At 72.2% G+C, this 19,251-nt stretch carries 19 protein-coding genes; 14 read left to right on the top strand and 5 right to left on the bottom strand.

Features of this window, described 5'->3' with window-relative positions; genetic code table 11:
- Positions 1-2 precede the first annotated feature (2 nt).
- Genes IPJ17_09425 through IPJ17_09415 form a run of 3 tightly spaced genes read left to right on the top strand, consistent with a single transcriptional unit; the run spans position 3 to position 4,355 of the window.
- Positions 3-1,025, top strand: a complete 1,023-nt coding sequence (locus IPJ17_09425) for a rod shape-determining protein (protein QQR75769.1) — start codon at positions 3-5, stop codon at positions 1,023-1,025.
- Between the two features lie 7 nt (positions 1,026-1,032).
- Positions 1,033-2,385 (top strand): PilZ domain-containing protein, encoded by a 1,353-nt coding sequence (locus IPJ17_09420; GenBank protein ID QQR75768.1) that lies wholly within the window; start codon positions 1,033-1,035, stop codon positions 2,383-2,385.
- A 53-nt stretch (positions 2,386-2,438) separates the two neighbouring features.
- Positions 2,439-4,355, top strand: coding sequence for a sulfatase (locus tag IPJ17_09415; GenBank protein QQR75767.1), 1,917 nt, complete (start codon positions 2,439-2,441; stop codon positions 4,353-4,355).
- A gap of 201 nt (positions 4,356-4,556) precedes the next feature.
- Here IPJ17_09415 and IPJ17_09410 read toward each other — a convergent pair whose 3' ends face one another.
- The 4 genes from IPJ17_09410 to IPJ17_09395 form a co-directional block, all read right to left on the bottom strand.
- Positions 4,557-4,961, bottom strand: a complete 405-nt coding sequence (locus tag IPJ17_09410; protein ID QQR75766.1) for a DoxX family protein — start codon at positions 4,959-4,961, stop codon at positions 4,557-4,559.
- 114 nt (positions 4,962-5,075) lie between these two features.
- The gene (locus IPJ17_09405; protein ID QQR75765.1) at positions 5,076-5,363 is read right to left on the bottom strand and encodes a zf-HC2 domain-containing protein; all 288 of its coding nucleotides are present in this window, start codon (positions 5,361-5,363) and stop codon (positions 5,076-5,078) included.
- On the bottom strand, positions 5,360-6,010 hold the full coding sequence (locus tag IPJ17_09400; GenBank protein QQR75764.1) for a sigma-70 family RNA polymerase sigma factor: 651 nt from the start codon (positions 6,008-6,010) through the stop codon (positions 5,360-5,362). Before IPJ17_09400 ends, IPJ17_09405 begins: the two co-directional genes overlap by 4 nt.
- A 29-nt stretch (positions 6,011-6,039) precedes the next feature.
- Positions 6,040-6,507, bottom strand: a complete 468-nt coding sequence (locus IPJ17_09395; GenBank protein ID QQR75763.1) for a hypothetical protein — start codon at positions 6,505-6,507, stop codon at positions 6,040-6,042.
- Between the two features lie 299 nt (positions 6,508-6,806).
- Here IPJ17_09395 and IPJ17_09390 point away from each other — a divergent pair, with 299 nt between their 5' ends.
- The 4 genes from IPJ17_09390 to IPJ17_09375 all read left to right on the top strand — a co-directional run bounded on the left by IPJ17_09390 (position 6,807) and on the right by IPJ17_09375 (position 10,597).
- On the top strand, positions 6,807-8,123 hold the full coding sequence (locus IPJ17_09390; protein QQR75762.1) for a hypothetical protein: 1,317 nt from the start codon (positions 6,807-6,809) through the stop codon (positions 8,121-8,123).
- A 280-nt stretch (positions 8,124-8,403) separates the two neighbouring features.
- Positions 8,404-9,030 (top strand): hypothetical protein, encoded by a 627-nt coding sequence (locus IPJ17_09385; protein ID QQR75761.1) that lies wholly within the window; start codon positions 8,404-8,406, stop codon positions 9,028-9,030.
- 539 nt (positions 9,031-9,569) lie between these two features.
- Complete coding sequence (locus IPJ17_09380) at positions 9,570-10,067, top strand: hypothetical protein (protein ID QQR75760.1); 498 nt, start codon at positions 9,570-9,572, stop codon at positions 10,065-10,067.
- A 59-nt stretch (positions 10,068-10,126) separates the two neighbouring features.
- Positions 10,127-10,597 carry a GNAT family N-acetyltransferase gene (locus IPJ17_09375; protein ID QQR76135.1) on the top strand — a complete coding sequence of 157 codons (471 nt, stop codon included), beginning with the start codon at positions 10,127-10,129 and terminating at the stop codon, positions 10,595-10,597.
- A gap of 54 nt (positions 10,598-10,651) precedes the next feature.
- Here IPJ17_09375 and IPJ17_09370 read toward each other — a convergent pair whose 3' ends face one another.
- Positions 10,652-11,662, bottom strand: a complete 1,011-nt coding sequence (locus IPJ17_09370) for a nitroreductase family protein (protein QQR75759.1) — start codon at positions 11,660-11,662, stop codon at positions 10,652-10,654.
- 229 nt (positions 11,663-11,891) lie between these two features.
- On the opposite strand from IPJ17_09370, the gene IPJ17_09365 reads away from it, so the two are divergent.
- The 7 genes from IPJ17_09365 to argB all read left to right on the top strand — a co-directional run bounded on the left by IPJ17_09365 (position 11,892) and on the right by argB (position 19,173).
- Complete coding sequence (locus IPJ17_09365) at positions 11,892-12,356, top strand: arginine repressor (protein QQR75758.1); 465 nt, start codon at positions 11,892-11,894, stop codon at positions 12,354-12,356.
- A complete protein-coding gene (gene argG, locus IPJ17_09360) occupies positions 12,349-13,605 on the top strand; it encodes an argininosuccinate synthase (protein QQR75757.1) in 1,257 nt (418 codons plus the stop codon). Before IPJ17_09365 ends, argG begins: the two co-directional genes overlap by 8 nt.
- Before the next feature lie 5 nt (positions 13,606-13,610).
- Complete coding sequence (locus IPJ17_09355; protein QQR76134.1) at positions 13,611-14,669, top strand: hypothetical protein; 1,059 nt, start codon at positions 13,611-13,613, stop codon at positions 14,667-14,669.
- Positions 14,666-15,733 (top strand): N-acetyl-gamma-glutamyl-phosphate reductase, encoded by a 1,068-nt coding sequence (argC, locus tag IPJ17_09350; GenBank protein QQR75756.1) that lies wholly within the window; start codon positions 14,666-14,668, stop codon positions 15,731-15,733. Before IPJ17_09355 ends, argC begins: the two co-directional genes overlap by 4 nt.
- Positions 15,734-16,055: 322 nt before the next feature.
- Positions 16,056-17,207 (top strand): aspartate aminotransferase family protein, encoded by a 1,152-nt coding sequence (locus IPJ17_09345; protein ID QQR75755.1) that lies wholly within the window; start codon positions 16,056-16,058, stop codon positions 17,205-17,207.
- On the top strand, positions 17,204-18,214 hold the full coding sequence (locus IPJ17_09340) for an N-acetylornithine carbamoyltransferase (GenBank protein QQR75754.1): 1,011 nt from the start codon (positions 17,204-17,206) through the stop codon (positions 18,212-18,214). The genes IPJ17_09345 and IPJ17_09340 overlap by 4 nt, the downstream gene beginning before the upstream one ends.
- Positions 18,215-18,246: 32 nt before the next feature.
- On the top strand, positions 18,247-19,173 hold the full coding sequence (argB, locus tag IPJ17_09335; protein QQR75753.1) for an acetylglutamate kinase: 927 nt from the start codon (positions 18,247-18,249) through the stop codon (positions 19,171-19,173).
- The last annotated feature ends 78 nt before the right edge of the window (positions 19,174-19,251 follow it).

The following is a 19,251-nucleotide window of genomic DNA, read 5'->3' as shown; positions in this document are numbered from 1 at the left end:
GGATGAGCGCCAAGGATGCAGTGCTCCACGTCGGCATCGACCTCGGGACCTCGCAGAGCTCCATCGCCGCCTCCAACGGCGAGCGACACGTCGTCGACAGCTTCGTCGGCTGGCCGGTGGACATGGTCGCCCGAAAGGTGGTCAAGCGCAGCGTGCTGATCGGCGCCGAAGCGCTCGAGCACCGCACGCTGCTCGACCTGCACCGGCCGCTCGAACAGGGGCTGGTCAAGGAGGGCTCCGACAAGGACCTGGCGGCGGTCCGCGAGCTGATCTCGCATCTGCTCGGCCTTGCCCGCAAGGGGAACGACAAGGCGCCGGTCCGCGCCGTCGTCGGTGTGCCGGCCGAGGCGCTGCGGGTCAACCGCCAGCAGCTGCGCGAGATCCTGCGCGGCCTCGTCGACGGGTTGATGATCGTCTCCGAGCCGTTCGCCGTCGCCTACGGCCAGGACGCCCTCCTCCACACGCTGATCGTCGACATCGGCGCCGGCACCACCGACTTCTGCGTGATGATGGGCCGCTACCCCACCGAGGAGGACCAGCGCACGCTGACCAAGGCGGGCGACTCGGTCGACGAGCTGCTCTCCAAGCTGATCGCCGAGCGCCATCCGCAGGTCCAGTTCTCGATCCACATGGTGCGCGCCTGGAAGGAGCAGCACGGTTTCGTCGGCGAGCCGGAAGAGCGCGTGGTGGTCAACGCGCCGTCGCAGGGCGTGCCGGTCGACATCGACATCACCGACGAGCTGCGCACCGCTTGCGAGAGCCTCGTCCCGCCGCTCGGCGAGGCGATGATCGACCTCGTCTCGCGCGTCGAGCCGGAGTACCAGGAGCGGGTCCGCCGGCGCGTGATCCTCTCCGGGCGCGGCGCGCTGTTGCGCGGTCTCGACAGGGCCCTCGAAAAGGGACTCGACCGGATCGGCGGCGGCAAGGTCGGGCGGGTCGACGACCCGGTCTTCGCCGGCGCGGCCGGCGGTCTCGCCATCGCCACCGATTCGGACGAGTCGGATTGGGAGAAGCTCTCGACCTAGCCGAGCCATGAGCCAAGAGCCTGACGGAACCGCCGCATTCAATCGCGCCACCCGCGTCCCGTTGGAGGCCGTCGTGCGCCTCCACTTCGAGGGCGAGGTCTCGTATCAGAACGGCTTCTCGGCGAACGTGTCGGCCACCGGCATGTTCGTCAAGCACCCCGAGCCGCACCCGATCGGCTCGCGGCTGGTCTTCGAGTTTCTCGTCGGGTCGCGGCGGCGGCCGGTCCAGGGCTCCGGCGAGGTGACCTGGATCCGCGCCAAGTACGAGGGCCCCGGCAAGCCGGCCGGGATGGGGATCTCTTTCGGCGATCTCGACGAAGGGAGCCGCGATCATCTGACGCAGGCGCTCTTCGAGTACCTCGAGGAGTCGGTCGGGGGTGACCTCCCCGCGCTTCCGGACGCCGCCGAGCCGGCGGCCCCGGCCGGCGAGCCGTTCCGGCTCGACGCCGACCTGCAGTCGCTCGGCACCCTCGAGGCGCCGGAGGCGGGAGGCTCTGCCGACAACGAGCTCCCGGCGCTGCGATTCGCCACGATCGAGGAGTCGGCGCCGGTCGCCGAGCCCACGCCCGCCCCGATCGCTCCGCCGCTGCTCGACTGGCATTCGACGCGCGAGATGCTGCGCGCCCCGGCAGCCGAGGACACCGCAACGCCGCACGCCTTGAGCGAGTCGGGCGATCCGAGCGGCGAGGCCGAGCCGCGCTCGAGCCGACGCATCTGGCTCTTCGTCACCGCCTTCATGGCGGTTGCGGCGGTGGGCGTCGGCGCCTGGCTGTGGAACGAGCTGCGCGCCCCGGCCCCGGCGCCTCTGCCGCCGATGCACAACGCCGCCGCACCGCGGCCGGCCGGCGCGCTGCCGCCGCGCGCTACACCGAGCGGTGCCAGCGATGCCGTCCCCACGCCGGGCGCGGAGACGGCGACGCTGGCGGCGCCCGCCATGCTCGCGACCGCCGTTCCGAACCCGGCGGTGGCCGCACCGGTCGCCCCGGTCGAGCCGCTACGCGCCGAGCCGACGCCGGCGGCGCTGCCGCGGTTCTCGGTGCTGCGCGAGGTCCGCGTGCGCGGCGAGGCCGGCGCGACGACGGTCGAGCTGCAACTCGACGGCTCGATCTCGGCCGGCGACTTCGCCGTCGCGCCGATGCCGGGCGACAACCCGCGGCTGCTCGTCAAGTTGCGTCGCGCCGGCTCCCCGGGCAGTCGCGGTCCGACCCGCGGCGCCACCGCCGAGCTCCGCGGCGTGCGCATCGGCGTCCACGACAACGAGGTCCACGTCGTCCTCGACCTCGCCGGCAGCGACCCGCGCCGCGCCGAAGTCACGCCCTCGGGCGACCGGCTGGTGGTCCGCCTGCCCGGGCGCGGCTGAGCGGGACTTCCGCTTGCCTTGACACCCGGGCAGCGGTGCACGAAGCTGCCGTGATGCCATCGAGCCATCGACCGGGACGCTTCGCGGCGCGGCGACATCGCCTCGGTGGCTCGATCCTCCTCGCGTCGCTGCTGCTCGGCCTCGGCTGCCGGGAGCACCCACCCGCACGACCTCACGCGTCACCGGCGACGCGCCTTGAGACCGCACCGGGAGAGTACGTCGACACGCTTGCCGACGGCGCGGAGATCGTCCTGCCGCAGGACGGTCGGATCCGCGGCCGACTGCTCGGCCGCGACGGCGCGGCGCCCCGGGCGACGCTTCACGGGCCCGCTGGAGCCCGCCACGACCTCCAGGCCCCCGCGGGTGCGGTGCTGGCCGTCGATCTCACCCTCCCCGCCGGGACCTGGAGGCTCGCCGCTCCGCCGGGAGTCTCACTGGCCGAAGGCCGTGGGACCGAGGATCGCCGGCGCGGCCGGCAGGTCGTTCTGGTGGTGGTCGACGCCCTGCGCGATGACCACCTCTCCGTCGCCACGACGCCGCAGCTGCTGGCGGCGCTGAGCGGCGCGCGCCGTTTCGCCGACACGCGCGCCGAGGCCACCTGGACGCTGCCCTCGATGACGAGCCTGATGACCGGACGACCGGCGCTCTCGCTCACCGCACCGGACGGGGCGCTCATCGGGCCACCGGCCTCCGTCGTCACCCTCGCCGAGCTCTATCGCCAGGCCGGATTCGCCACGGCCGCCTTCGTCGGCAATGCCACGCTGCGCGAGGTGAACGGCTTCGGCCGCGGCTTCGCGCATTTCGAGACCCCGGCACTGACCGACCCCGGCAAGATCGACGTCGCCGAGCTCGTGCGCCGCGCCCGAGGTTGGCTCGATGATCACCGTGGAGAGGACTGCTTCCTCGTCGTGCACGCGATGGAAACGCACGAACCGTTGCGCGATCACGCCGGGGCCGGTCGACAGGTGGTGTCGAACCAGGTGCTGGCTTCGCGAGAACGCCCGGCCACGGCGGTCGAGGCGCAGGTCTTCCGCGATCTCTACACCCTCGAGGCGATCCATCTCGACGCGCCCCTGGCGCAGTTCTTCACCTCGCTCGACGCCGACGCCATCGTCGCCATGACCGCCGACCACGGCGAAATGCTGGGCGAGGGTGGCTCGTGGGGCCACGGAATGACCGTCTTCGATTCGGTCGCCCGCGTGCCCCTGCTGGTACGGGCGCCCGGCCTCGCTCCAGGCGTCGACACCCGGCCGGCGTCGCTCCTGGACGTCGCTCCGACGCTACTTGCCGGAGCCGGAGTGGCGGTACCCGCCGGGCTTTCCGGATTCGACCTCGCTCGCGCCGTCCCCGCCGACCGGCGACGCAGCACGTCGTCGTTCAGCGCCGGACCGTTGCGCTGGACGTCGACCCGCGAGGGCCGGACCGGCCTGGTCCACCTCGTCGCCCAACCCGGAATCGGCGCCCAGAGTGCGGTGCGGCTGCTCGAGCTCCATCCGCTCCCCGCCGGAGTCTGGGAGTGCGTGCCGACGTGCGACGGCGAATCGCAGCACCTGCGCCCCGCCACCGGGCCGCTGCTCACCGAGCTCGCCGCCGCTTTCGCCACCGACGTCGGGCAACTGACTCCCGGCATTCAGCTCCTCGCGGTCGATCGCCCGGCCACCCCACCGATCGAGCTCAGCGCCGTCAGCGCCGAGCTCGCCGCGGCCTACGCCACCGCCGTTCCCGAAGCCAAGATCGTCGACTCGCGCCTCCAGATCCGCTGGCCGGAGGCTCAGCCCCTGGCGCTGCTCGTTCTGCCGTTCACCGCCCGCCCGAGTCCGCTCGGACCCGGCTGGCAGAGCGGCCGGGATACCCCGCCCGCGATCACCGGACCGGGCCTCTATCTGTGGCGCAACTCTCGTCCGCCGGCGATCCAGCACGCCCAGGACGAGATCCTCGGGCGTCTGCGCGCCCTCGGCTACATCCGATAGCGACGCGCACGGCCCGGGGCAGTGCCATCCGAGAGCACTACCGGCCGTGAGCGAGCTCGGCCCGCCGGGGTCGAGCGGGACGAGCGGACGGGTCGCGCTCATCGGCTGGAGACCACGCCCCTCGCCGCGGCCGGCGATGCTCGACTGCCTGCCGGGATCGATCGTCGGTGGCGAGGCGGGAAGCGAAGAGCTCCGAAGGCTTCAGGCTCGGCGTAATAGCCCTGGCAGCTCACGCCAGCGCAGCGCCAGCACGCCGAGCGCCGCCACGGCGACCGTCAACGCGAGGCCGAAGAGCAGCCCGCCGTCGCCCTGCACCTCGATGCCGAGCTTCGTCAGGTGCGAGACGATCGCCCCCGCCATCACGCCGAGCGCCAGCAGGGCGCCGAGCGCCGCACGCCGCGGCAGGAGGAGCAGGACGACGGCGATTCCCTCGGCGATCGCCGAGCCGATCCGCCCCGCCGGCTCGAGGCCGAGCGTCGAGAAGATGTAGACCGATTCCGGTGCCGCCGTCAGCTTGAAGTAGAGCGTCTGTCCGAGGATCACCGCTGCAACGAGCTGCATCACCCAGCTCGCGACCTTCTTCGTTCCCGAAAGCTCCGCCGTCATGCGCGCCTCTCCGTCGAGTCGAACCGCTTCGGCCGCAGGCTTCTCCGCGACCGTTCCGCCATCTCGGATGCACGCGCGCGGCGGAGGTTTCCGCGTCGGCGGGAGCCGCTGCGCTCAACCGCGGACGGCGAGGATGGCCGCGACGAGGTCTTCGGGAAGCGGCGGCGGCGGCGCGTCGAGCGCCGGGCTCGCGGCGCTGCGGCCTTCGTCGAAGGCGTGACGACCGAGCTCGACCGTGGTGCGGAAGGTGTCGAGATAGGCGACGCACGACGGACAGACGGCGAGGTGCCGGTCGAACTCCCGGCGCTCCTCGGCCTCGAGGTCGTCGTCGAGGTAGGCGTGGAGAAACTCGAGGATCTCACGGCAGGGCAGGAAACCGGAGGGGGTGCGGGTGAGCTTCATCGGCGAGCCTCGCCAGCGTGGGGGCGCAGGTGCGCATCGAGCTGGGCGCGCAGCGCCTGCCGCGCCCGGTGGAGGCGGATCTTCACCGCGTTGGCGGTGACGCCGAGCAGCGAGGCCGCTTCGGCGGTGTCGAGCTCTTCGATGTCGCGCAGCATCAGCACGGTGCGGTAGGTCTCCGGTAGCCGGTCGATTGCCTGGCGCACCAGGTCGCGCACCTCGCGGCGGGCGAGCAGCTCGTCGGCGCGCTCGGCCCACGGCGCCGCCGGCTCGGCGGCGTGCCCGTCCTCGAGAAAGGCGGGCAGGAGCGGCTCGATCGGCTCCTCGGGGCGGGCCTTGCGCCGCCGGAGCCGCATGAGCGCGGCGTTGACGACGATGCGGTGCAGCCAGGTGCCGAGGAGCGCGTGCCCCTCGAAGCGCGCCAGGCCGCGGAATGCCGCGACGAACGCCTCCTGCACGGCATCGCGCGCCTCTTCCTCGTCACGCAGCAGCCGGCGCGCCACGGCGAGCATCCGCCCGCCGTGCCCGCGCACCAGGTCGGCGAAGGCGGCTTCGTCGCCGCGCCGCAGCCGATCGAGAAGCGGCGCCTCGTCGCGGCTGCGCACCGCAGCCGGACCGACCGCGCCGTCCCCGCTCGTGTGGGAGCTCATTCATCAAGCGTACCAGCCTCGAGGGCGATTCACTTAGCACCCAGGAGCTTCGGCCAGTTGGCATCGGCCTTGGTCACCAGGCCGGGGATGTCGGCCTCCCAGCGCTGCTGGATTTCGCGGTTGTAGTTCAGGTAGAGCTTGCCGTCGACGATCTTCCAGCTCTCCGGATCGCCGTCGGCCGTGTACCCCTGCGAGACCGCCCAGGCGCAGTAGCCGCCGTACTGCGGCGCATAGCGCTCCGGCGCGGCGACGAACAGGTCGCGGTGCGCCGCGCTCGCGAAGCGCCAGGTGGCGCCGTGCCACGAGGTCTCGACCGCGTCGGACCCCTCGACCGCCTTGCCGTCGGCGAAGTACGCGACGACGTCGTAACCATGCACCGCCAGCCCGCCGAAGAAGCTCTTGTTCACCGGCTCGAGCGCCCCCGCCGCGGACGCCACCACGAGCGCCCCCGCGGCCACGAGGGCCCGCACCGTTCTCCACCGGATCGATCGTTCCATTGCCGTTCCTCCCGCTGCCAGCCCGCGTTCAGGCGGGTCTCTCACACTCCGATGCGGGGGAGGGGATTGGGTTTCGGGTGGGATCTCGGCCAGAGTCGCCGACCCTCGCCGCCGAGGTGATCGAGCTCAACCTACCCAGCGGCAGCGGCCTCCTTACGCGTTGCCCGACCTGCAGGCTTGGGCCACGACGACTCGGTCTGTCCGGCCATCGGAACCAGGTGTTGCCAACGCCAACGTGTCCGTCTACCCCTGTCCCCTCCCACCCCCCGACATCGCGTGTCGTGTCAGGAGGAATCCTCATGACCGCAACCCGCAGCATCTTCGCGCTGCTCGTTCTGTTCTGCTGTGCCGTGACTCCGGTTCAGGCCGCCGGGCCGGGGCAGCTCGATCCGGGCTTCTGGAGCGACGGCACGCTCGAGCTCGGCTGGAACGTCTGGCTCTACCAGGTCGGCCTGCGGAGCGACGGCGGCATCGTCGCGCTCGAAGGGGACCGCACCGAAGTGGTCTGGGACAACGCGCTCAGCCTGTACAACACGAAGGTGCGCGATGCCATGGGCGGCTCGGCGGTTACCGACGACGACCGGCTGGTGACCGTCCGCAACGTCCGCAAGCGCGACGGCAGCCTCTGCCTGCAGGTTCGCCGCTTCGAGACCGACCTGACGCCCGACGCGACCTTCGGCACCGGCGGTGCGGCGATCGGCCACTGCCTGGCCGGCATCGCGGACAACAACCCGGGCTTCGACGTCAACCAGGTCGCGATCGGGCGAGCCGGCGACATCTACATCGTCGGCCGCGTGCCGAGCCGCGCTGCCTACAACAGCCCGGCGCGCTCCTTCCTCGCCGTGTTCTCGGCCGACGGCGGCAAGTCGAAGTACCTCTCGCCGGTCCAGTTCACCGGCCAGGTCCCGCCACCGCCCGCATCGTCCCTGACGTCGATCGTCGTGCGCCCGGAGGGCGGCGGCGGCGAGACCCTCTGGGTCGCCGGCTGGTACAGCCACGTCGACATCGGCGGATCGGTCGGCGTCGACGCCTTCGCCATTGCACGGCTCGACACCGCCGGGAACCCGGCGCCCGGATTCGGCCCGCCGGTCCGTTTCGTCGGTGCCAGCGGTTCGTCGCTCGGCTTCTGGGTGCGGCTGGCCCCGGCCCCCGGCGGCGGGGTCTACGTCGCCGGCGCCTTGCTGCCCGACGACGCGATCAACGTCTTCGAGCTCGAGGGCGACGGCAGCCGATCGACCACCTTCGGCGTCAACGGGATGACCCGATTCGACTTCGCACCCGGCGCGAGGAGCTACCTCTGCGACCTCGCCACGAAGCCGGGGCGGGGCGGCGGCCTCTACGTCTACGGCGCCTCGGTGCCCGACGACGGCAGCCTGCGCTCCTATGCGGTGCGAGCGATCGACGGCAACGGCCACACCGACACGGCGTTCCATGGCTCGGGCTACCCGGGCAACTCGCTCCTCCCGCCACCGCCCACCGCCGAGCTGGCGCAGGGTCTCCGCCTGCTCGAAGGCGGCATCCTCGTCCGCGACGACAAGCTCCTGCTCGGCGAGTTCTACTACGGCGGCGCGAGCCCCGCGCAGTACTGGAGCCGGCTCACGCAGTTGCAACGGTAGCCTGCGGCGTCCGACCGGGCGGAAGAGGGCCGGAGGCAGTTCCTGGCCCGGCCGCCCGCGAGCCGCACCTTCGACATCGCACTTTGCCAGGTCGACACTGCTGCTCGTAGTCTCGCTCGTGGACTCGTTTCTTCCAGGGAGCCTGCGCCGATGTTTCCGACGACGGTGGCGAGCGAGATGCCGACGGAGTCGAGGAGGTGGCGCTCCCACCTCGCGAGCGGACAGCAGCGCCTCACCACGCTGCCGCCTGGCTCTTGAGCCTTCAGGTGCCGGAGGTCCGATGCGAGCCATCCTGTGCGTTCTTCTTGCAGTCTTCGCGGCACCCGCGCTGGCCGTCGAGCCGGTCGTCGGCGGGCCGTGCGAGGGGTGCGAAGCGATCTTCGACCTTCGCGGTCCGGCCCCTGTCGGAACCGCGCGCCTGGCGCCCGACGGGGCCGCCGGCCAGCCGATGCTCCTGCGTGGAGTCGTACGAGGCCGCGACGGCCACGCGGTCGGTGGTGTCATCGTCTACGGCTACCAGACCAACGCCGCCGGCATCTACGAGCCGGACGAGAAGGCGCCGAGCCGCGCCGGTCGGCGTCACGGTCGCTACCGAGGCTGGGTGCAAACGGATGCGGAAGGCCGATTCGAGCTCCGGACCGTCCGCCCCGGCGGCTATCCCGCGAGCGACCTGCCCGCGCACATTCACCTGCATGTCCTCGAACCCGGCTGCGCCACCTACTACCTGGAGGACGTCACCTTCACGGATGACGCTCGTCTGACCGAGGCCCAACGCCGAGCTGTCGCCAACGGCCGCGGCGGGAGCGGCGTCACCACGCCACAGCGAATCGCCGGCGTCTGGCATGTCCAGCGCGACATCCGGCTCTGCCAAGGGATCGAGGGCTATCCGGACTGCGGTGGGAAGTAGCGGTCTTTCCTGTCGGGCGCGGAGCGTGTCGAGCGCGTGGAGGAATCCGCCGACTAACGGTTTGACACGTGCAACGCTTGTCGCTCGGACATGGCGGCTCTGCGCCGCCGTCCACAGCGGTTGCGGCTCTGCCACACACTCCCGTGCCCTGCGGTCTTGGACGAGATTCGCGGCGGCGGGGCCTGTCGAACCACCCCTCAGCCCAGCGGCACCTCCGCAAGCGGCCGGCGTGGCGTGCGCTTGACGCCAGTGCCGCCCGATCCGAGGCGGAAGGGTTGGTGCCAGGCACTTCACCCTGGACACCGGCACCCGTCCAGTCCATGGCTGAGCCTTGCCACTCCCGCCGCTTCGCGATTGCGACGGCCGGTAGCTCGCCCAGCGTGAGCAACCAGCGGCTCCCTCATTGCAACCAGCGCGCGAGACGACATCGAACCTGCGCCGCCACAGCTGCCCATCCCCGGGCGATTCTCGTACCATGGAGCCGGTCGGATCGGCGCCTTCTCCTCGGCTCATCACCCGCGGGCGCTCCAGGAGATGCCATGACGAAGCGAACCTCGATGTTGCTCGGGATCTGCCTCCTCGCCGCGCGCGCAGCAGTGCCTTGCACGTGCGGCGAAGTCTGGACGATCACCCCGGAGACGATGACGATCTACGACGCGGTGTTCGAGGGACAGGTGCTCCAGATACGGCTGGTCGAGCGCCCCGAGTTTCCCGACAGGCCGAATCGCTGGCGGGCTTCGACGCTCCACGTCACCTTCCGCGTGTCGCGGTCCTGGAAGGGAATCGAGCAACCAACGATCGACGTGACGACGGCGGACAACGACGCCGCCTGCGGATACCCCTTCCAAGTCCAGCGCACCTACCTCGTCTTCGCCAACGGCGACGTGCCCGACGCCCTGCGCGTGAGCAACTGCAGTGTCACCCACCAGCTGCTTCCGCACGACCCGGCGCTTTCGGTGCTCGGTGAGCCGCGACACGAGTATGCGAACGCACCTGCCGATGAGGCGTTCTACAGACGGCAGGCGAACCGCCCGTGAGAAAGCCCGTTGCCAAGCCGGAGAAGGCGCTCACTCCATCGCTCGCCGAGCGCCCACCGATGCGACCTGACTCGATCCTCATCCGCCCCGCACGGCCCGCGGACGCCGAGGCCATTCAACGCCTCTATGAAGCGTTGGCGCCGAATCCGGCGATTCGGGTCTTGCCCGAGCGGATCGCCCAGGTGGATGCCGATCCGAACACCGAGCTGCTGGTGGCCGAGGTGGAAGGGAGCGTTCAGGGTGCAGCGCTGCTCACCCTCTGCCTCGACGTGATGTTCCAGAACCAGCCGTTCGCGGTGCTCGAGAACGTCGTCGTGGCTCCCGCGTGCCGCGGCCAGGGCGTGGGCTCGGCGCTGTTCGCTCGGCTCGAAGCGATCGCCTGGGAACGCAACTGCTCGAAGCTCATGCTCCTGAGCTCGGCGAGCCGGAGCGAGGCGCACGCGTTTTTCGAGCGGCTCGGCTTCGACGGGTCGGCCAAGCGTGGGTTCGTCAAGTACCGCCGGGCGCTCGGCGGTGCCGCCAAGCGCTAGAAGACCGGCGACGCAGTCGTCACCCGAATCCGCTTCGCGTGCGATCCGCCGCGCTCAGCCCAGCAACACCTCCGCGAGCGGCCGGCGTGGCGTGCGCTTGGCGTCGGTGTCGCCGAAGCCGAGGCGGAAGGGCTGCATCGGGTAGCGGGCGGGGTCGGGCAGGAGCTGGCTCACCTGCGCCTTGAGGTCGGCGAGCTGGACGATCTGGCTCATCGGCTGGAGCGCCAGGCCGAGCGCTGTGGCGCGCAGCCAGAGGCGCTCGAACGCCTGCCCGGCGCGGACCTGGCTCAGCCGGTCGTTGGCCTCGGCCGAGATCAGGCCGAGCACCGGGGCGCTCGCCAGGCGCGCCCGGTCCTTCTTCTGCTCCGACGAGGTGAGGTTGAAGAGCGGCACGGCGAGCTCGCCGAGCTTGGAGACGAACCACGAGGTGCCGAACACCCCTTCGCCGATCCAGCGCGCCAGCTCCTGGCGGAACGCCGGATCGCTGAACAGCCGCGCGTCGGCTTCGAGACAGAGCGCCTCGGCGCGCTCGCGGATCCCGGCGTCGCTCGTCAGGTGCACGGCGACGCCCGGCTCGTGCGTCGCCGCTTCGAGCGCCGCGAGCGCCGTGTCGTCGACCTCGCCGGCGCGAAAGGCCCGCTGGCAGGTGGCGCGCGTCGGGATCGCCGCGAAGAGCCCCTCGCGCGCCGGATCGACGCCGCCGCCGCGGGTGAAGACCACCGAGGCGACGAGGTCGGCGTCGAACGGGTCCGGGAAGTACTCGACCACGTGGACGTAGCCGAAGCGCTCGGCGGCGATCAGCAGGTTCTCCAGCGCGCACCCGAGCGAGAGGTAGAGCTCGCGCAGGTCGCCGTCGGCCACCGGCTGGCGGCGCGAGCGGTCGGCGTGGAGGAAGACGGCGTCGTCGCCGACGCGGAACCTCCACGGCTGGGTGTTCTTCGTCGAGGGGGCGAGCAGCGCGTAGCGGACGAGCACCGCCATCTTGTCGCGGGTCGTCTCGGCGGCGGCGAGATCCTCCTCGCGCACGCTCCACGGGTCGGCGCTGGCAGCGGCTATGGTGGACATCGGCGGGCTCCTCCGATCGGTGCGGTCGTCGCGCGGTGCGGACACCGCGGCGCCGGAAGGGCACCGCGACCCGCCCGTCCATTCCACCGCGAGGCGAGGGAGCGGCGCAAGCACCCGCTGGGCGGAGCCGAGCCGCCCTTCGGGGCGGCCTCCTCCTCCCCGCCGAGAGGGGGATTGACGACGAATGCAACAAAATGCAGTATTATGCGCATATGAAGGGCGACGGGTCATGCCGGTAGAGAGCGAGTCGCGGGCCGAGCGGCGGCGGGTGATCCTCACCCTGCTGCGCCGCAACCGCGTGCACCGCCAGGACGAGATCGTCGAGCGCCTGCGCACGCGGGGGCTCGAGGCGACGCAGTCGTCGGTGTCGCGCGACCTGCGCGACCTCGGCATCGTCAAGGTCGACGGGCGCTACGTGGCGCCGGCCTCCACCGCCGCGCACGCCGACGAGCTCGCCGAGGCGGCGCCGTTCCTGCGCGCCGTCAAGCCCGCCGGCCCGCACGTCACCGTCGTGCTGACGCTCCAGGGCGCGGCGCAGACGGTCGGCCTGGCGCTCGACCGCGCCGCCTGGCCGGAGATCGTCGGCACGCTCGCCGGCGACGACACGGTCTTCGTCGCCACCGCCGGCGCGCACGACCAGACGCGCGTCCTCCACCGCATTCAAGCGTTGATCGCCGGAGCGCACCATGCCTGAGAGCCCCAGCAACCCGGTCGTGCCGATCGTCCTCGCCTTTTCCGGCGGGCTCGACACCTCCTTCTGCGTCCCCTATCTCGGCGAGCGGCTCGGCCGGCCGATCGTCACCGTCACCGTCGACACCGGCGGCCTCGACGCGGCGGCAGCCGACGACCTCGCGGCGCGCTCGCGTGCCCTCGGCGCGGTCGGCCATCATCTCGTCGACGCCCGCCGCACCCTCTTCGACGAGGTGCTGCGCTACCTCCTCTTCGGCAACATCCGCCGCGGCGGGCTCTACCCGCTCTGCGTCGGCGCCGAGCGGGTGCTGCAGGCCAAGGAGGTGGCGCGCGTCGCCCGCGAGCTCGGCTCGACCGCCGTCGCTCACGGCTCGACCGGCGCCGGCAACGACCAGGTCCGCTTCGAGGTGGCGCTGCGCGCCTTCGCCCCGGAGCTCGAGGTGCTGGCGCCGATCCGCGACCAGCCGGTGTCGCGCGCCGAGGAGGTCGCCTTCCTCGAGGCACGCGGCCTGCCGGTGCCCTCCTTCGGCGCCGCCTACTCGATCAACCGCGGCCTCTGGGGCGTGACGATCGGCGGCAAGGAGACGCTCACCTCGACCTCGCCGCTGCCCGAGTCCGCCTGGGTGCTGACCCGCGGCGCCTTCGACGCGCCGCGCGCCGCCGAACGGCACTCGCTCGCCTTCGTCGAAGGCATCCCCACCGCGTTCGACGGCGAGGCGCTCGACCCGGTGGCGCTCATCGAACGGGTCGAGGCGGTGGCCGCCGCGTTCGGTCTCGGCCGCGGCATCCACCTCGGCGACACGATCCTCGGCATCAAGGGGCGCGTGGCGTTCGAAGCGCCGGCCGCCGAGGTGCTGCTGACCGCCCACCGCGAGCTCGAGAAGCTGGTGCTCACCGGCCGGCAGCAGCGGGTCAAGGAGCTCGCCGCACCGCTCTACGGCGAGCTGGTGCACGAGGGTCAGCTCCTCGAGCCCTCGGGCCGCGACCTCGAGGCGCTGCTCGCCTCGTCGCAGCGGCGGGTCACCGGCGAGGTCCACCTGCTCTTCCGCCCCGGCACGCTGTTCGTCGAGGGCGTCTCCTCGCCCCATTCGCTGATGGCCGCCACCCGCGGCAAGTACGGCGAGTCGACCGGCGAGTGGTCGGCCGCCGACGCCGCCGGCTTCTGCCGCGTGGCCTCGCTGCCCGGCATGCTGCACGCCCGCGCCGCGGGCCATTCCAGCCCGAACGGCAACGACCAGGGAGGTGCCGCGTGAGAGCCGTGCAACTCGACAAGATCGCCTCGGTCACCCGCGCCTGCAACCTCAAGCGCGAGGTCAAGCTCTCCGACGACATCCCCTGCGAAGAGGGGATCGTCGTCGCGGTGCGGGTGCTCAACGACAAGAACACCTACAACCAGATCGAGCTGCCGAGCGGTCGCATGGCGCAGGTGAAGAAGGGCGACCTCGTCGCCGGCGCCCTCGGCCACCGCAAGGCGCTCTTCGGCTACTCCGGGCACCTGCCGGAGTCGCTCGCGCCGGGCGACCAGATCAACCTGCTCAACATCGGCGGGGTGCTCGGCATCTGCGACTCGATCAACCCCGACCTCGGCCGGCCGTTCGCCTGCGAGGTCCTCGGCAGCGTGCTGCACTTCCCCTACCTCGGCGAGCGCATCGGCGTGCCGACGCGCATCGGCGAGGAACGGCTCGATCTCGCCGCGCCGCTCGAGGCCGCCGGCGTGCCGGTGCTGGCGCTCGTCGGCACCTGCATGAACGCCGGCAAGACGGCAGCCGCCTGCGCCCTGGTGCGCGAGATGTCGCACGCCGGCTGGACCGTCGACGCGCTCAAGGCGACCGGCGTCTCGCTGCGGCGCGACGTGCTGGCGATGGAAGACGCCGGGGCCCGGCGCACCGGCCTCTTCACCGATCTCGGGATCGTCGCCACGACCGCCAAGGTCGCCCCGGCGCTCGCGCGCACGCTGATCAGCCGGCTCGCCCACGAGAAGCCGGACGCCATCGTCGCCGAGCTCGGCGACGGCCTGCTCGGCGCCTACGGCGTCGACGCGATCCTCGAGGCGCCCGACCTGCGCGGCGCCTTCACCGCCGTGGTGCTCGCCGCCAACGACCCGGTCGCCGCCTGGGGCGGCATCCGCCTGCTGCGCGAGGAGTACGGGATCGAGCCGACGGTAGTCACCGGGCCGGCGACCGACAACCTCGTCGGCGTGCAGCAGATCGAGACGCGCCTCGGCGTGCCGGCGGTCAACGCCCGCACCGACGCGCCGCGCCTCACCCGGCTCGTCCTCGCCAAGCTCGGGCTGTCCGAGAACGGACCGCGCGGATGAGCGAGAGCACGGGAATCCCCGCCGTCGTCCTCGGCGGCAGCGGTTACGTCGCCGGCGAGCTCATGCGCCTGCTCGCCGGCCATCCGCGCTTCGCCGTCGTCGCCATCGCCTCCGAGGGGCACGCCGGAGAGCGCGTCGAGGCGCAGTTCCCACATCTGCGCGGCGCCTTCCCGGGGCTCGCCTTCGTCGCCCCCGCAGAGGTCGGTGGACACCTCGAGGGTCTGCCGCACGCCGCCGTCTTCGCGGCGCTCCCGCACGGCCACGCCGCCGCCGGCGTCGATCGTCTTCTCGGCCAGGCCGAGGCTTGCGGCTGCACGGCGCGCGTGGTCGACATCTCGGCCGACTTCCGCTACCCCGACGCGGCTGCCTACGAAGCGGTCTATCGCCATCCGCACGGCGCGCCGGCGCGGATGGCCGAGTTCGTCTCGGCGCTTCCCGAGCACCACCGTGGAGCGACGCCGCGCCACGTTGGACACCCCGGCTGCTTCACCACCGCGGTGACGCTCGCCACCGTGCCGCTGCTCGCCCTCGGTCTCGTCGAGCCGGAGATCTCGGTCACGGCGATCACCGGCTCGACCGGAGCCGGCCGCACGCCGACGGCGACGACGCACCACCCCGAGCGGCGCAGCACGCTCTTCGCCTACGGCGCGCTCGCCCATCGCCACGAGCCGGAGATGCGCGCCCTGGCGCTCGCCGCGACCGGCATCGAGCCCGATCTCGCCTTCGTGCCGCACGCCGGGCCGTTCGCACGCGGCATCCACGCGACGCTGCACGCGCGGCTGACGAGCGAGAGGACCGCGCAGGCGGTGCGCGAAGCGGTCGCCGGTTTCTACTCCCAGGCCCCGTTCGTCTGCGTCGAGAGCGAGCCGCCGAAGCTCCAGTCGGTCGTCGGCACGAATCGCGCCGTGCTCGCGTTTGCCGTGCGCGGTCGGCGCCTCGTGGCCTTCTCCGTCCTCGACAATCTGACGAAGGGCGCCGCCGGCGGCGCCGTGCAATGGATGAACCGTCTCTTCGACCTGCCGGAGACGGCCGGGCTCGAGGCCGCCGGCCTCGGATGGATCTGAACGCAGCCATGCACCCCGTCCGCTCCGCGGCGAACTTCGCCTGTCGACGCCCGGTCATCCTGAGCCAAGCTCTCGTCATCCCGAGCCACCCCCCCGTCTTCCTGAGCGCAGCGAAGGATCTGGGCGGGGGAAGCCGCCGCGAGATCGCACCGGCCACGTGCCGCCCCACCCCCAGGTCCTTCGCTCTCGCTCAGGACGACAGGGTGGACGTCTCGCGTACGTCCGCCTGCCCAGCCGTCGTCGTCCTCGGTCATTCCCTCTTCGCTCAGGTCGATGGGGTGAGGGCGTCCCATCCGTTCGCTGCCGTTGCCGGGGAGAATCCATGACCCGATCGAACTCTGAGAGCCCGCACCTCGTCCCTGTCTACGCCCAGCTCGGCGTCGAGCCCGTCGCCGGCGAGGGTTGCCGCCTGCGCACCGCCGACGGGCGGTGGCTCGTCGACTTCTACGGCGGTCACGCCGTGGCGCTCCTCGGCTACGGCCATCCGCGCCTGCTCGCCGCGCTCACCGAGGCGGCCGGCTCGCTCTTCTTCCAGAGCAACGCGGTGCCGAACGCCGCCCGCCGGCGCGCCGCCGAGCGACTCGCCGCCTTCGCCCCGGCGGGGCTCGACCAGGTCTTCTTCGTCAACTCCGGCGCCGAGGCCAACGAGAACGCCCTGCGGCTCGCCCTGCGCACGACCCGACGCACCCGGATCATCGCCGTCGAGGGGGCGTTCCACGGCCGCACCGCCGCCGCCGCCGCCGTGACTGCGGGCAGCGCCAAGTGGTACGGCTTCCCCTCGACTCCGTTCGCCGTGACCTTCGTGCCGCGCGACGACGAAGCTGCCCTCGCCGCCGTGCTCGATGACGACGTCGCCGCGGTGATCGTCGAGCCGGTGCAGGGTGTCGCCGGCGCCGTGGCGCTGTCGCGCGACTGGCTGCACGCGGCGCGGCGACTCACCGCCGAGCGCGGCGCGCTGCTCATCCTCGACGAGGTGCAGTGCGGCATGGGTCGCACCGGCGCGCCGTTCGCCGCCCAGCTGCACGGCGTCACGCCCGATCTGCTGACGACCGCCAAGGGCCTCGCCGGCGGCTTCCCGGTCGGCGCCCTGCTGATGGGCGACGCGCTTGCCGCGACGCTGCGGCTCGGCGACCTCGGCACCACCTTCGGCGGTGCGCCGATGGCCTGCGCCCTCGTCGAGACGGTGATCGACGTCATCGAACGCGACGATCTGCTCGCCAACGTGCGGCAGCAGTCGGCGGCGATCCTCGCCTCCTGTCGCGTCGGACCGGTGGTCGACATCCAGGGGCACGGCTTCCTGCTCGGCCTGCGCACCACGCGCCCGGCGCAGGAGATCCTCACCGAGCTGCTCGCCCGTGGCATCCTCGCCGGTGGCAGCGGCGACCCGCACGTCGTCCGCCTGCTGCCCCCGCTCGTGCTCGGGCGCGAGCACGTCGACCAGTTGGCCCAGGCCCTTTCGGAGATCTCCGCATGAAGAGCTTCCTCGACCTCGCCGACCTCTCGCTTGCCGAGATCGACGACCTCGTCGCCCTCGCCACGCGTCTCGAGCGGCAGGGCGCACCGGGAGCGCTCGCCGGCAAGGTGCTGGCGCTCCTCTTCTTCAACCCGTCGCTGCGCACCCTCGCCTCGTTCCAGTCGGGGATGGCGCGGCTCGGCGGCAGCTCGTTCGTCATCTCGCCCGGCCAGGGGAGCTGGCAGCTCGAGACGCGCGAGGGCGTGGTGATGGACGGCGTCGCCGCCGAGCACGTGCGCGAGGCGATCCCGGTGCTCGCCAGCTACGCCGACGCCATCGGCATCCGCTCCTTTGCCGGCGGCAAGGACCTCGTCGCCGACGTCGAGGAGCACGAGTTCCGCCGCATGGCCGCGCTCTCGCCGGTCCCGGTGATCAACCTCGAGTCGGCGGCCAACCACCCGTGCCAGGCGCTCGGCGACTGGAAGACGCTCGACGACCTCGCGGTGCCACGCCGCGGCGGGCGCTTCGTCCTCTCCTGGGCCAACCATCCGAAGGCGTTGCCGCTCGCCGTGCCCGCCGCGGCGGTGCACATGGCGGCGGCGCGCGGCATGGAGGTGGTCGTGCTGCGACCGGAGGCGTACGCGCTCCCCGCCCCGATCCTGGCGAAGGCCCGCGCCGCCGCCGCGCTCTCCGGCGGTTCGGTCGTCGAGACCGACGACCGCCAGGCGGCGATGGCGGGGGCGCACGTGCTCTACGCCAAGTCGTGGTCGTCGCCGGCCGTCTACGGCCACGAGGCCGAAGAGAGGCGGCTGCGCGCCGGACTCGCCGACTGGTGCGTCGACGAGCCGTGGTTCGCTCCCGCCGCTCCGGAGTGCCGCTTCATGCACTGCCTGCCGGTGCGGCGCAACGTGGTGGTATCCGACCGTGTCCTCGACGGCCCGCGCAGCGTGGTCGTGCACGAGGCGAAGAACCGCATGTGGGCGCAGATGGCGGTACTCGTCCGCCTGCTCGCCGCGCAGCAGCACTAGGCCCGCGAGCGGGCAGATCTGAGGAGACAGCGATGAAGGACGTGGGTCAGCGCGGAGTCGAAGTGGCGGCGCTCAAGCACGCCGTGCCTTACCTCGAGATGTTCCGGGGCAAGGTGTTCGTGGTCAAGATCGGCGGCGCGGCGATGGGTGACGCGCGCGCCATGGCCAGCCTGGCCGAGCAGCTCGGGGTGCTCCACCACCTCGGCGTGAAGGTCGTCGTGGTGCACGGCGGCGGGCCGCAGACGACGGCGCTCTCCGAGGCGTTGGGGCTCGAGGTAACGCTCGTCGCCGGACGCCGGGTCACCGACGAGCGGACGCTCGAGATCGCCACGATGGTGCTCAACGGCACGGCGAACACGGCGCTGCTCTCGGCCTGCCGCGCCTCGGGGCTTCCGGTGGTCGGCCTCTCGGGGGTCGACGCCGGCCTGGTCAAGGCGCGGCGCCGTCCGCCGGTGGACGTCGACGGCCACGACCAGCCGGTCGACTACGGGCACGTCGGCGACATCGTCTCGGTCGACGCCTCGCTGCTCCGCCATCTGCTCGACGGCGGCTTCCTGCCGATCGTCAGTCCGATCTCCGCCGACGAGCGCGGCGCACTGCTCAACGTCAACGCCGACAGTGTCGCCGCGGCGATCGCCCGCGCCCTGCCGGCCGAGAAGCTCGTGCTGCTGCAGGAGGCACCCGGGCTGCTGTCCAATCCCGAGGACCCGGATTCGCTCGTCTCCTACGTCGACCTCGCCGGGCTCGCCCGCCTGCGCGCCGGCGGCAGCCTCACCAAGGGGATGCTCCCCAAGGCGGCGGCGATCGAGAGCGCCATCTCGGGCGGCGTCAAGCGCGCCCACCTGATCTCCTTCAAGCTGCGCGACGCGCTGCTGCTCGAGCTCTTCACCAACGAGGGGTGCGGCACGATGGTCGTCGCCGAGCTGGCGAGCCTGCTGCCGGAGGAACAGAGCGAGTAGACTCTCGGGCCGATGACGGCTCGACGTCACGGCAGGCTCCGGAGCGTTCGCAGCACGACGCGAGCGTCGCGCGACGAC

It is taken from the genome of Holophagales bacterium (assembly GCA_016699405.1).
Classification (GTDB): Bacteria; Acidobacteriota; Thermoanaerobaculia; order Multivoradales; family JAGPDF01; genus JAAYLR01.
The sequence above is the reverse complement of the archived record's forward strand: the minus strand, read 5'-3'. Positions and strand labels throughout refer to the sequence as shown.